Raw genomic sequence first — 13,443 nt, forward strand, 5'->3', positions numbered from 1 at the left:
TACATAGTTAAGAATTCTTACTAATATTTAACATGGAAATTATGTTAAACATTGGTTAAGATAAGCAAAAAAGACAACCTTATAGGGTTGTCTTTTTTTATTTATCTGCAGCAGCACATTTAGTTATGCTCTGGTATTATTTGATTTTAGCAATAATTGCATTGAATGTTTCACTAGGACGCATTGCTTTGCTTACTAATTCAGGAGTTGGCTGGTAGTAACCGCCAAGAGTCTGAGGTTTTCCTTGTGCACCTATTAATTCGGCATCAATTTTAGCTTCGTTAGCTTCAAATTCAGCTGCGATTGGAGTGAAGATTGCTTTTAATTCAGCATCTTTATTTTGAGCAGCTAAAGCCTGAGCCCAGTAGAATGCTAAATAAAAGTGAGATCCACGGTTGTCAATCTGACCAACTTTACGGGCTGGAGATTTATCATTTGCTAAGAATTTATCGTTTGCCTGATCTAAAGTTTCAGATAAAACAATCGCTTTAGAATTGTCTAAAGTTTGTCCTAAATGCTCTAATGAAGCACCAAGAGCTAAAAATTCTCCTAATGAATCCCAACGTAAATATCCTTCTTCAGTAAATTGCTCAACGTGTTTAGGAGCAGATCCTCCAGCACCAGTTTCGAACAATCCACCACCATTCATTAATGGAACGATAGATAACATTTTTGCAGAAGTTCCAAGTTCTAAAATTGGAAATAAATCTGTTAAATAATCACGTAAAACGTTTCCTGTAACCGAGATAGTATCTAAACCTTTAATGATTCTGTCTAAAGTAAATTCAGTTGCAGCGATTGGGTTTAAAATACGGATATCTAAGTTTGTAGTATCGTAGTCTTTAAGATATTTTTGAACTTTTAAGATCAATTCTCTGTCATGCGCTCTGTTTTCGTCTAACCAGAAAACAGCAGGCGTGCTAGATAAACGAGCTCTGTTTACAGCTAGTTTAACCCAGTCCTGAATAGGAGCGTCTTTTGCCTGACACATTCTGAAAATATCATTTGTTTCAACGTTTTGTTCCATTAAAACATTTCCATTTGCATCTACAACACGAACAACTCCGTCCGCTTTCATTTGGAAAGTTTTGTCGTGAGATCCGTATTCTTCTGCTTTTTGAGCCATTAATCCAACATTTGGAACACTTCCCATTGTTTTAGGATCAAAAGCACCGTGTTTTTTACAGAAGTCAATAGTTGCAGTATAAAGTCCTGCGTAAGAACGGTCTGGAATAACTGCGATTGTATCTTGTTGTTTTCCTTCTTTATTGTACATCTGTCCAGAAGTACGGATCATTGCCGGCATAGAAGCATCAACAATAACATCAGAAGGTACATGTAAGTTTGTAATTCCTTTATCAGAATTAACCATTGCAAGAGCTGGTCCGTTTTCGATCGCTTTCGTAATGTCAGCTTCAACTTCAGCCTGTTCAGGTCTTCCAGCAATTTTAGAATAGATATCACCTAAACCATTTCTAGTATCAATGTTTAATTCAGCAAATAAAGCTTCATATTTTTTGAAAAGATCAGCAAAATATACTTCAACGATAGCGCCAAAGATAATTGGATCTGACACTTTCATCATTGTAGCTTTTAAGTGTACAGAAAGCAATACACCTTCTTTTTTTGCTTCAGCGATTGCTTCAGCTGCAAAAGTTTTTAATTTTTTTACGCTTAAAACAGAGCTGTCAATAATTTCGCCAGCTTTTAACGGCGTACTTGCTTTAAGAATAGTTGTAGAGCCATCTTTAGCAACGAATTCAATTTTTACATCATTAGCTTCAGCAACAGTAAGTGATTGTTCACTTCCGTAGAAATCACCGTTTGGCATAGAAGCCACTTTAGTTTTTGAGTCAGCAGACCAAGCACCCATTGAATGCGGATTTGCTTTTGCAAAGTTTTTAACAGCTCTTGGAGCTCTACGATCAGAGTTTCCTTCACGTAAAACTGGGTTTACAGCAGAACCTAAAACTTTTGCATATTTTGCTTTAATTTCTTTTTCAGCATCCGTTTGAGGATCTTCTGGGAAATTAGGAATGTTGTATCCGTGAGATTGTAATTCAGCAATAGCTGCTTTTAATTGCGGTACAGATGCAGAAACGTTTGGCAATTTTATGATGTTAGCTTCAGGTTTTGTAGCTAGTTGGCCAAGTTCAGATAAAGCATCTCCTGTTTTTTGAGCATCTGTTAATGATTCAGGAAAGTTTGATAAAATTCTTCCTGCTAAAGAGATGTCTCTGGTTTCAATAGCGATACCTGCTGTAGATGTAAACGCCTGCACAATTGGTAACAAAGAATAAGTCGCTAATAATGGCGCCTCATCAGTTAAGGTGTAAAAAATTTTTGAATTCTGTGTCATTTTTTTTTTTTTTTTATAAGCGTGTCGTCAAAAGATGACGATATGAAAAGTATAGTCGGCTCAAAATGAGCGGAGCAAATATAATAAAAACAGTCCGAAAACGGTGTAGTTTTCCAGAGAAATACAGGAATTATCAGATTGTTATTTCGTCGTCTTTAAATTGTCAAATTGGTGATTTTGATATTAAAAAATTACGGTTTTGATATTGGTTAAAAATAAGCCATAAAAAAAACTCGTTTCAAATAGTATGAAACGAGTTTTTTATAACAGATGGATAAATGATTATCTTCTTTTATCTCTAATCTTAGCTTTTTTACCAGTAAGTTGTCTGAAGTAGAAAATTCTAGCTCTACGTACAGCACCTTTCTTATTGATTTCGATTTTTTGCAAAGCTGGCAAGTTTACTGGGAAGATACGCTCAACTCCAATAGCACCTGACATTTTACGGATAGTAAAAGTTTCTGTGTTACCAGAACCTCTTCTTTGAATAACAACTCCTTTAAAAAACTGAGTTCTTGTTTTTTCACCCTCTTTAATTTCGTAGAAAACTGTGATAGTATCTCCAGCTCCAAACTCAGGGAAATCTTTTTTAGCAACGAATTCGTTTTGAACGAATTTTAATAAATCTGCCATGATAATTTTATTATTATAGTTTTAATAGAGCAACATTCACGCATTTCGCCAGAGGTTAGTCTAATTCGGGTGCAAATGTAAAAAATAATTATAAATTATGAATTATAAATTGTAAATTATTTTAAGTTGTTGATAAAATGGTAGTTATCGTTTATTTTGTTTCAGGTTTCAAGTTTCAAGTTGTTGTTGTGTAGAGTTTTGGTCTGAAACAAAAATAACCTGAAACCTGAAACTAATTTTTTAATGTCCTTCCAATAAATCCGGACGTCTATTTTTAGTATGTTCAAACGCCATATCTTCGCGCCATTTGTCAATTTTGGCAAAATGACCGCTGGTTAAAACTTCTGGAACTTTCCATCCTTTATAATCTGCAGGTCTTGTATATATAGGTCCAGAAAGTAAATTATCCTGAAAACTGTCGGTCAGAGCCGAAGTTTCATCGCTTAAAACACCGGGAATCAATCTAATTAAAGCGTCAGATAAAACGATAGCGCCTAATTCTCCGCCAGATAAAACATAATCGCCAATCGAAATTTCTTTAGTAATAAAATGATCTCTAACTCTTTGGTCAACACCTTTATAATGTCCGCATAAAATAATGATGTTTTCATACATCGACATTTTGTTGGCCATTTTTTGATTCAGTGTTTCTCCGTCAGGCGACATATAAATGATTTCATCATAATTACGCTGACTCTTTAAATGTGTGATACAGTCGTCAATTGGCTGAATCGTCATCACCATTCCTGCACCTCCTCCAAACGGATAATCGTCAACGCTTTTTTGTCTGTTAGTGCTATAGTCACGAAGATTGTGAAAATGTACATCGACTAAACCTTTGTCAATGGCACGTTTCATAATCGAAGCTTCAAATGGGCTTCTTAATAATTCAGGTAAAAGTGTGATAATGTCAATTCGCATTTTGCTCTTTCAAAAGTTTTGAATGCAAAGATACAAAGTTAATATCTGAGATTTATTGGATTTATGATGTAGTGTAAAATATAATCGAATCTGCTAAAAAAATATTTCACATATAAATAAATTATTAATATTGTACTATTTAACTTACTTTTAAAATTTTAATTCTTTATTTTTGTAGTAAAAAATTTTCAAATTAATTTGTTTTCAAGTTTTATTTTAAAATACTATTGAGGACAAGTCAAGAAAAAGACAATATTATATCATTGAATTGCAAAAAAAGTATTAAAAATAAATTGGATTTTATTTTAGATACTAAATAGAGATTCAAGTAATTGTTGTTGTTGTATTAAGGTGTTGTATGTCAATATTGTAGGTAATAATTATATAACATTGAACAGTAGTTATGTAAAGTTTTAATTAGTAAATTTAACTAACATTACAAAAGTAATTAGCACCAAATCTTAAAAATATGAACCTATGAAAAATATCATTCTTTTGATTACTGTACTATTCTTATGTGCATGTTCAAGTTCGAAAAACTCAGGGGATAAATGGGTTGGTAAATCAAAACAAAATCTAATAAAAAGCTGGGGAACACCAATAAGGACATTTGATAACACAACAGATGGCGAAATACTTGTTTATGCAGATCAAGTGTATGAAAAAGATAAAGACCATGATTCAAGAATGGCCGGCCCGTTATATTGGAATTATATTTATATCTACGTAAACAAAGCAGGGAAAATAGTTTCTTTTAGAAATGAAAAACAAAATTACCCACCACAATCTATTGATTCTGATAAATTAGCGGGGATGAATTTGTTGACTGTGAAGTGATTTCGAAGGATAATTTCGTGTGAAAGATTTTATTTAGGTTAATAAATAAAATATTATTTTTAAAGGTTGAATTTAAAAATAGTGTGAATTAGAAATGTCTTCTCAAAAAATAAAAATCTTCGCAATAAATGGCAGTACCAGAAAAAATGCCAGTAATTTTAAAATACTAAAACATATTTCAGAAAATATAAAACCAGAATTTGAGTTTGAAATTTTTGAAAAACTAGATCAATTGCCACATTTTAATCCCGACTTGGATAAAGAAAATGCACCTGAAAATGTAATTGATTTCAGAAATAAAATTGCTCAGGCAGATGGTATTTTGATTTGTACGCCAGAATATGTTTTCAGTTTGCCGGGAAGTTTAAAGAATGCTTTAGAATGGTGTGTTTCGACTACTATTTTCTCAGGAAAAAAGACTGGTCTTATTACCGCTTCGGCTTCTGGCGAAATGGCGCACGAACAGCTTTTACTTATTATGAAAACACTTGAAGCTGAATTCGACAGCGCTTCAACATTATTGATACAAGGGATTCGCGGAAAAATTAATGACGAAGGAAAAATCACAAATCCTGATACAGAAAAGGCACTTGCCAATTTTGTCAATAATTTTGAAAATCAATTTTGATTGATTTGTGCAGCGTTTCAATAAAAAGATTAGTTTTACTTTTAGATTTTTTAAGATTAAAATGATAACAAGAAGAAACTTTATTATAAATACGGGCTTAGCAACTACTGCAGTTTTGGCCCTGCCATCATTAGCTTTTACTATGAACAAAAAAGAAATAGGTTTACAGTTGTATACACTGCGCGATGAACTTCCAAAAGATGTAAAATCAACTTTAGAAAAAGTAGCAAAAGCGGGTTATACAACAGTCGAGACATACGGGTTTTCTATAAAAGATCAGTTTTGGGGATTATCGCCAAAAGAGTTGAAAAAGATTTTGGATGATAATGATTTAAAAGCAGTGAGCGGTCATTATAATTTAGGAAGTTATTTATACGATGGAAATACGGCGGAACTTATTGCTGCAATTGAAGCTGCAAAAGTTTTGAAAAATGAATTTCTGACCGTTCCATGGGTTGATGAGCATTTTAGAAAAAGTATTGACAATTATAAAACGATTGCTTTGCGTTTAAATGAAGCTGCTAAAATGTGTAAAAAAGCCGGTTTGAAATTAGCGTATCATAATCACGATTTTGAATTTCAAAAACATGATGGTGTTACAGGTTATGAAATCTTGCTGAAGGAAACGGATAAAGATTTAGTTTATTTTGAATTGGATTTATACTGGGTTGCAAGATCAGGAAACGATTCTTTAAAATTGTTTAATGAAAATCCAGGCCGATTTAAAATGTGGCATATAAAAGATATGGATAAGGCAAATCAAGCGCTTAATACTGAAATTGGTTCGGGGTTAATTGATTTTAAGCCTTTATTTGCAGCAGCAAAACAATCTGGAATGATTCATTTTTTTGTAGAACAGGAAAATAATTATGTGCCAAATGCTTTTGAATCAATCAAAACCAGCAGCGATTTTATTGCGAAAAATCTAATTTAATTTATTGGTATTTTATGAAGAAAGTCCTTTTGCTGATATTAGTGATTCTTTATTCGTGTCAATCAAATAAAAAAGAAAATTCAGGAGTAAATCCGGAATTAAATTTACCTCCAAATCCATATTTTGCAGAAATTCAAGTTAATGATATAAAGCTTGGTACGCCGGTTTTTGGTGACTGGTTAGATTCTCATAAGGAAAAAGGCCAGAGTTTTGAGCAATTTATGAATACAAAACATGTTGTACCAACAAAAGAAGAAGATATTATTTATTTGCAGCCAATAGGAAAATTCGACCCACTGCAAGTCAAACAAATTGAGCTGGTTCGTCAATATTTAGAAATATTTTTTCAGTTGAAGACAAAGGTTTTGAAAGATGTTTCAAATGATATTATTCCAAAAAATGTTCGAAGAAAAGGAGATCTTGGTCAAGAACAATTTTTGGCAGGATATATTTTAGACAGCATTTTAAAGAAAGAAAAACATGAAAAAGGAATCGCATTAATGGCGATAACAGAAAAGGATTTGTATCCAAAGCCGGAATGGAATTATGTTTTTGGACTTGCATCTTATAGAGATAAAATTGCAGTAAGTTCGATTCACAGGCTGTATGACAAAAAAATGGAAGGAGCCGATTTTAGTTTGTGTTTAGAACGATTACTTAAAATTTGTTCGCACGAAATTGGACATATGTTTGGACTGCATCACTGTATTGAGGCTGATTGCACTATGAATGGCACTAATAGTTTGTCTGAAACAGATAAACATTCCCTTAGACTGTGTTCGCTCTGCCAAAGAAAAATAAATACTGGATTCAAATACGATAATGTAAAAAGACTGAAAGAATTGGAAAAGTATTTTAAAGAAAATAACTTGGCAGAAGGATTAGCATTAATGAAAAAAGATATTGAAAAAATTAAAAATGAATAAAATGGCAACGAGCAAAGAATTTATAAAAGGTGATGATATAGAGTGGGAAGTAGTAGGAGAAGGAATCAAACGCAAAATACTTGCCTTTGATGATAAAATTATGCTTGTAAATGTTCATTTTGAAAAAGGCGGTATTGGCGTTTTACACGATCATTACCATTCGCAGGTGACTTATATTGCAAGCGGAAAATTTGATGTAACGATCAGCGGTGTAACACAGACATTAAAAGAAGGCGATAGTTTTTATATTCCGCCTCATGCTGTTCATGGCGTTGTTTGTCTTGAAAGCGGAATGCTTACCGATGTTTTCAGCCCTGTTCGCGAGGATTTTTTAAAATAAACGAAATAAAGGGAATCAATTGATATCGATGTTTTCGCGATAGCGAATCCGTTTAATCAGCGTCAATTTTTAGAACACTGATGACGTAGATTAGCTATCGCGAACACCCAGATTTTATTAAAAAAATAACTTAAATTATAAGTTTAGATTAAATATTGATGGTATTTTTGCACCATGAATTTATCTAAAACCAATGTCTTGTTTATGGCAGTTTGCACTGGTCTTATAGTTGCAAATCTTTATTACTGCCAGCCTTTGATTGTTTTAATTGCCAACGAATTTAAAATTCCCGAAGCCAGCGCCGGAACAATAACGTACCTGACGCAGGCAGGTTATGCGATTGGTCTTTTTTTTATGGTACCGCTTGGTGACAAATTAGAACGTAAAAAGCAAATTTTGATCACCACTTTTGCTTCTGTAATCGCGCTCTTGATTGCTGCAACAGCCAAAAGTTTTTTTATTTTGCAAATCGCTTCTTTACTGATCGGAATCACGTCGATCGTGCCACAGCTTATTTTGCCTTTGGCAGCGTCATTAAGTACGCCAGAACAGCGAGGAAAAGTTATTGGAACAATTATGAGCGGTTTATTGGTCGGGATTTTGCTTTCCAGAACTTTAAGCGGACTTATAGGCCAAGTTTTAGGCTGGAGATCGATGTTTTATATCGCCGCTGGAATTTGTCTTTTGATCTTTTTTGTAATCCAAAATAAATTCCCAGTTAATAAACCTCAGTTTCAAGGAACTTACGGGCAATTGATTCAATCTTTATTTACACTTATAAAAACACAGCCGGTTTTGCGTGAAGCCACAGCAATCAATGTTTTCAGTTTTGCTCAATTTGGCGCTTTCTGGACAACAATGGTTTTATTGCTTTCAGGCGAACCGTTTCATTTTAACAGTGCCACAATTGGTTTATTCGGAATTGTAGGGGCTTCTGGAGCTTTGGCGGCGCCTTTGGTTGGTAAAATTGGCGACAAAGGAAATTCGAGAATTGCAGTTGGTTATGGCTGTTTATTAATCTTAATAAGCTTTCTGATTTTTTATTTTTCGATAGAAAGCGTAATCGGAATTGCGATTGGGATTGTATTTATTGATATAGGAATTCAGGGCGTTCATATTTCAAATCAAACCAGAGTTTACTCGTTATTGCCAGAAGCAAGAAACAGATTAAATACGGTATTTATGTCGTTTAGTTTTTTAGGAACTGCTGCTGGATCTGCATACGGATTGTTGCTTTGGAAACTGGGCGGGTGGCATGCAGTTGCTCTTGGATGTGTTGGCTTATCAGCATTGGCATTTATTGTTTACGGACTTACTTATAAATCTAAAAATAGAAAGACAAATTGATAAACAATTAATTTGTAAATTTGCATTCGAATAAAAAAAAATACAACAATGGAAAACGGAATATACGCTAAATTCAATACTAGCAAAGGTTCGATTTTAGTAAAATTGACACACGATTTGACACCAGGAACTGTAGGAAACTTTGTAGCTCTTGCAGAAGGAAATATGGAAAATAAAGTGAAACCTCAAGGACAAAAATTCTATGATGGATTGAACTTTCACAGAGTAATTGCTGATTTTATGATTCAGGGAGGATGTCCAAAAGGAACTGGAACTGGAGATCCTGGATATAAATTTGATGATGAATTTCACCCAACTTTAAAACACGATCGTCCAGGCGTTTTATCTATGGCAAATTCAGGACCTGGAAGCAATGGTTCTCAATTTTTCATTACTCACGTTCCAACTCCTTGGTTAGACGGAAAACACAGTGTTTTTGGATATGTTGTTGAAGGACAAGATGTTGTTGATGCTGTTGCTCAAGGTGATGCTCTTGAAACTTTAGAAATTATCAGAGTGGGTGAGGAAGCTCAAAAATTTAATGCTATTGAGGCTTTTATTGGTTTAAAAGGTGCTCGTCTAAAACGTGAAGCAGCTTTAAAAGCAGAATCTGAAGCAAAAATGGAACAATTAGCTGCTGGTTTTGATAAAACAGAAAGCGGTTTACGTTACAAAATGATTCAAAAAGGTGAAGGCAAAAGAGCTGAAGCAGGAAAAACAGTTTCGGTTCACTATGAAGGTTCTTTAGAAAACGGAAAAGTTTTTGATTCTTCTTACCCAAGAAAAAAACCAATCGAATTTAAATTAGGAGTTGGTCAGGTTATAGAAGGATGGGATGAAGGTATCGCTTTATTGCAAGTTGGAGACAAAGCTCGTTTTGTAATTCCTTCTGATTTAGGTTACGGACCATCAGGTGCTGGAGGAGTTATCCCACCAAACGCAACTTTGATTTTTGACGTTGAATTAATGGACGTTAAATAAGAATACAAAAACAATTTAGTATTGTTTTAAATAGTAATCCCATATGCTGCGGCATATGGGATTTTTTTATATTTACTTAAAATAAAAACAAACCAAAGCAATGAAATCAAAAATTTTAGTTTTAACCGCAGCAGTGTTGCTATTAGCTTCTTGCGGTACAAAAAAAGCGCCAGCAGCTCCAGCTGCGCCTGCAGTAACTGAAACTGCAAAAGCAAAGGAATTAACTCCTGAACTTGCTGCAGGGAAAAGCTTATATGAAAACAGTTGTGCAAGATGTCATAAGTTATATGAGCCTACAAAATTTACGAAAGAAGAATGGCAGCCAATCTTAGTCCGTATGCAGAAAAAAGCAAAACTGGACGATACTAATATGGCTTCAATAACAAACTATATTCATTCGCAGTTGTAATTTGCATTTGAAAAAATCATAAAAAAAACTATTCAGTAATTGTATTGAATAGTTTTTTTTTTCAGACAGATATAAAAAAACACCTTCACATAAATGAGGTGTTTAAAAGTTTATGAAGTAGGTACTTCAGCATTATTAACTGCAATGATTTTTAAAGTTTTAATTCCGGCAGGCAATTCCCAATCGACTTGATCATTTTCTTTAAAACCAATGATGGCAACGCTTAAAGGCGCGAGAATCGAAATTTTAGATTCTTTTAAATCGGCAGATGAAGGAAGAACAATTTGTATTGTCATTTGTTTCTTGGCGTTAACATCTTCAATGGTTACAAAAGAATTGATTCTGATAACCGATGGATCTAAATCGCTTTCCTTGCTTATAACCGCTCTATCCAACTCTTGTGAAAGTTGATTGGCTTCTTTAGCATTTGTTGAATTTTTACTTTTTAAAATCAATTCTCTTAAAAATTGATATTCTGATTTAGTGAAAGTTGGGATAGGTTTCATATCTGTTTGAGTTTATTATTGTTTTTTTTGAATGATTTTTTCTTCTTTTAGAGAGATAAAGCAAGCCATTTCAGAACCTTTAAAAAGGTCGAAATTTTGAAATGCTTAAATGGGGGAAAACAAAAAAATATCTGACCAAAATTTGATTTTGTCAAATAAAATAAAGTTTAAAAAAAATGTAAATCCTCCGCCTGAAAGAAGAAATGAAATAGACGGAGGCCTAATTAATAAAGGCCTTACTATGTGAAATAAATACAGCCGAAAGCGGTTTTCTTGGAGAAGAAAACAGTAATGCCGAAACTGTAAATAGTATTAGAGTGCTCACAATGAGTAATTTTTGCTTGTTTCACAAAGATAACAAACTTTTTTGAAAGTTTACTTCCATTTAATTTCTGTTAAAAAAATAGCGCAAGAAAGAATTCTTACGCTGCTTGATTTTTTTTTTTGCCAAAGATTACGAGATTAAAATGATTTACAAAAATGCGTTAAAAAAAACTCCCGCAGATTGTGCAGATTATTTCTTTGAAAGTTTAAAAAAAATCTACCAAATCTGCACAATCTGCGGGAGCTATTTGATCAATAGATTTGTTTACGAATTTAAAAATTCAACTAGATCTTTGTTTAATCTGTCTTTTTCGGTATAAAATAAGCCATGTGGTGCGCCTTCATAAGCAATGAAAGTATTGTTTTCTATTGCTTTTGCTGTTTTTTCTGAACTGATTTCAATAGGAACATTTTTATCATCGGTTCCATGAATTATCAAAGTTGGAACTTTAATAGTGTGAAGTTCATCTCTAAAATCGGTCGTATTTAAAGATTCAGCACATTGCAAAGTAGCTCTTGGCGAAGCTACAGCACATAAATTTCTGTAATATTCCAACAAAGGCGTACTTAGAGGTTTATTGATGATATTTACCCCAAAAAAGATTTTGCCAAAATTATCTAGAAAACCAATTCTGTCTTCTTTGATTGAAGCTGCTGTTGTTTCGCTTTTTTCTTTTGGGCGCCCTTCAGGATTGTCTTCCGTTTTTAATAAAAATGGAATTATAGAAGAAATCAAAACTGCTTTTGTAACGCCTTTTCCCTGATGTCTGCTAAAATAACGTACTACTTCTCCGCCACCCATAGAAAAGCCTACTAAAGTTACATCTTCTAACTGCAGCTGTTCAATGATTTCGCTCAAATCATCAGTCAAAGTATCATAATCGTAACCATCCCAAGGCTGAGATGATTTACCAAAACCACGGCGGTCATAAGCAATTACCCTGTAATTATTCTGAACCAGAAATTCGATTTGATACTCCCACATTTCGTTTGAAAGCGGCCAGCCATGAATTAAAATTACTGGTTTTCCTTTCCCATAATCTTTTACATAAAGCTTTACATTCTTTGCAGTTTCAATATATTTATCGCTATTTGATTTATTAACCTCAAAATCGAAATCTTTTAGAGAAATACCAGGAGCTATTACACTATTTTCCATTTTATATGTTTTTACTGTTAGTTCATTAATCTGTCTAGTAAAATTAAATGTGACATCAGAAAAACTAATTATAGAATTAGTGCAATTCGTTACAAAATTATAGGTTTGTAAATAAACTAGATAGCTTACAAAATGGATTTAACTTGGAATGAATTTGAAAGAACTGATATGCGCATTGGAACCATTGTTGAGGTAAATGATTTTCCCGAAGCAAGAAAACCCGCATTTCAATTAACAATAGATTTTGGTTCTGAAATTGGAATCAGAAAATCATCGGCACAAATTACTAAACGCTACAAAAAAGAAGATTTAGTGAATAGGCAGATTGTTGCGGTAGTAAATTTTCCGAAGAAACAAATCGGAAAATTCATGAGTGAATGCCTAGTTCTTGGTGCTGTAGGAGAGGAGGGAGATGTTATTTTATTAGCGCCCGATTTTAAGATAGATAATGGACTTAGAATAGGGTGATTAGTATTCAGTGTTCAGGTTTTTAGTGTTCAGTCTTAAAATGAAGAAACAACTGAACACTAAAAACCTGAACACTGATCACTTTTAGAAGGTATGCTGAACACTAATTACTTTTCTATACTAGCGATCAACTGATTCAAAATAACCTGTCCTTCTTCCCAGTACTTTAAATCAGAATCAGAGTTGATGTGGCCTTGCTTTCCAACGTTTACAAAATCACTTCCCCATTTTTCGGCGAAATATTGTTTTCTTTCGAAAGAAGCATAAGGATCATTTTCGCTGGCAACAACTATTGATGGGAATGGTAATTTATAAAGAGGCATTGGCGAAAAATTCCGGATAATATCTGGCGTATGCTCAGGTGAATCAACATCAGCAGGCGCGACCAATAATGCGCCGATAATATTTTTGTTTGAATTGTTTTCGGCCCAATGCAGTACTAGAGAAACCGCCAGACTGTGCGCCACTAAAATTGTCGGGTTTTCAAGTTTCGCAACTTCTTCGTTTAAACGTGAAATCCAGTCTTCGAGAAGCGGTTCATCCCAATTGTCTTGAACTAAGCGAATAGAATTTTTAAATTTCTCATGCCAAAAGGTCTGCCAGTGTTTGTCGCCAGAATTTCCTAATCCGGGTAAAATCAATAATTGTGTGTCCATTGCCGTGGATTTTTA

At 33.7% G+C, this 13,443-nt stretch carries 15 protein-coding genes; 9 read left to right on the top strand and 6 right to left on the bottom strand.

Features of this window, described 5'->3' with window-relative positions; genetic code table 11:
- Positions 1–136 precede the first annotated feature (136 nt).
- From GKZ88_RS00465 to trmD, 3 genes are all read right to left on the bottom strand, one after another.
- On the bottom strand, positions 137–2,359 hold the full coding sequence (locus GKZ88_RS00465) for an NADP-dependent isocitrate dehydrogenase (protein ID WP_155100441.1): 2,223 nt from the start codon (positions 2,357–2,359) through the stop codon (positions 137–139).
- A gap of 282 nt (positions 2,360–2,641) precedes the next feature.
- Positions 2,642–2,992, bottom strand: a complete 351-nt coding sequence (gene rplS, locus GKZ88_RS00470) for a 50S ribosomal protein L19 (protein WP_155100442.1) — start codon at positions 2,990–2,992, stop codon at positions 2,642–2,644.
- 240 nt (positions 2,993–3,232) lie between these two features.
- The gene (trmD, locus tag GKZ88_RS00475) at positions 3,233–3,913 is read right to left on the bottom strand and encodes a tRNA (guanosine(37)-N1)-methyltransferase TrmD (RefSeq protein WP_155100443.1); all 681 of its coding nucleotides are present in this window, start codon (positions 3,911–3,913) and stop codon (positions 3,233–3,235) included.
- A gap of 477 nt (positions 3,914–4,390) precedes the next feature.
- Here trmD and GKZ88_RS00480 point away from each other — a divergent pair, with 477 nt between their 5' ends.
- The 8 genes from GKZ88_RS00480 (at position 4,391) to GKZ88_RS00515 (ending at position 10,315) form a co-directional block, all read left to right on the top strand.
- Positions 4,391–4,750 carry a hypothetical protein gene (locus GKZ88_RS00480; RefSeq protein ID WP_155100444.1) on the top strand — a complete coding sequence of 120 codons (360 nt, stop codon included), beginning with the start codon at positions 4,391–4,393 and terminating at the stop codon, positions 4,748–4,750.
- A 94-nt stretch (positions 4,751–4,844) separates the two neighbouring features.
- Positions 4,845–5,378, top strand: coding sequence for an NADPH-dependent FMN reductase (locus tag GKZ88_RS00485; protein WP_155100445.1), 534 nt, complete (start codon positions 4,845–4,847; stop codon positions 5,376–5,378).
- 61 nt (positions 5,379–5,439) lie between these two features.
- Complete coding sequence (locus GKZ88_RS00490; protein WP_155100446.1) at positions 5,440–6,312, top strand: sugar phosphate isomerase/epimerase; 873 nt, start codon at positions 5,440–5,442, stop codon at positions 6,310–6,312.
- 14 nt (positions 6,313–6,326) lie between these two features.
- The gene (locus tag GKZ88_RS00495; protein ID WP_155100447.1) at positions 6,327–7,238 is read left to right on the top strand and encodes a Zn-dependent protease; all 912 of its coding nucleotides are present in this window, start codon (positions 6,327–6,329) and stop codon (positions 7,236–7,238) included.
- A complete protein-coding gene (locus GKZ88_RS00500; RefSeq protein WP_155100448.1) occupies positions 7,231–7,578 on the top strand; it encodes a cupin domain-containing protein in 348 nt (115 codons plus the stop codon). Before GKZ88_RS00495 ends, GKZ88_RS00500 begins: the two co-directional genes overlap by 8 nt.
- 204 nt (positions 7,579–7,782) lie before the next feature.
- Positions 7,783–8,925, top strand: a complete 1,143-nt coding sequence (locus GKZ88_RS00505) for an MFS transporter (protein WP_230392443.1) — start codon at positions 7,783–7,785, stop codon at positions 8,923–8,925.
- 48 nt (positions 8,926–8,973) lie between these two features.
- Entirely contained in the window at positions 8,974–9,906 is a 933-nt protein-coding gene (locus GKZ88_RS00510; RefSeq protein WP_155100450.1) for a peptidylprolyl isomerase, read from the top strand.
- Positions 9,907–10,006: 100 nt separating this feature from the next.
- Positions 10,007–10,315, top strand: a complete 309-nt coding sequence (locus GKZ88_RS00515; RefSeq protein ID WP_155100451.1) for a cytochrome c — start codon at positions 10,007–10,009, stop codon at positions 10,313–10,315.
- A gap of 110 nt (positions 10,316–10,425) precedes the next feature.
- On the opposite strand, the gene GKZ88_RS00520 is transcribed toward GKZ88_RS00515, so the two are convergent.
- Positions 10,426–10,821: a GreA/GreB family elongation factor gene (locus GKZ88_RS00520; protein ID WP_155100452.1), complete on the bottom strand. Its 396-nt coding sequence runs from the start codon at positions 10,819–10,821 to the stop codon at positions 10,426–10,428.
- Between the two features lie 589 nt (positions 10,822–11,410).
- Complete coding sequence (locus tag GKZ88_RS00525; RefSeq protein WP_155100453.1) at positions 11,411–12,304, bottom strand: alpha/beta hydrolase; 894 nt, start codon at positions 12,302–12,304, stop codon at positions 11,411–11,413.
- Positions 12,305–12,436: 132 nt separating this feature from the next.
- Here GKZ88_RS00525 and GKZ88_RS00530 point away from each other — a divergent pair, with 132 nt between their 5' ends.
- Positions 12,437–12,772: a tRNA-binding protein gene (locus GKZ88_RS00530; protein WP_155100454.1), complete on the top strand. Its 336-nt coding sequence runs from the start codon at positions 12,437–12,439 to the stop codon at positions 12,770–12,772.
- Between the two features lie 107 nt (positions 12,773–12,879).
- On the opposite strand, the gene GKZ88_RS00535 is transcribed toward GKZ88_RS00530, so the two are convergent.
- The gene (locus GKZ88_RS00535) at positions 12,880–13,428 is read right to left on the bottom strand and encodes an alpha/beta hydrolase (protein WP_155100455.1); all 549 of its coding nucleotides are present in this window, start codon (positions 13,426–13,428) and stop codon (positions 12,880–12,882) included.
- Positions 13,429–13,443: the final 15 nt, after the last annotated feature.

Source organism: Flavobacterium sp. LC2016-01 (genome assembly GCF_009711135.1).
GTDB lineage: Bacteria > Bacteroidota > Bacteroidia > Flavobacteriales > Flavobacteriaceae > Flavobacterium.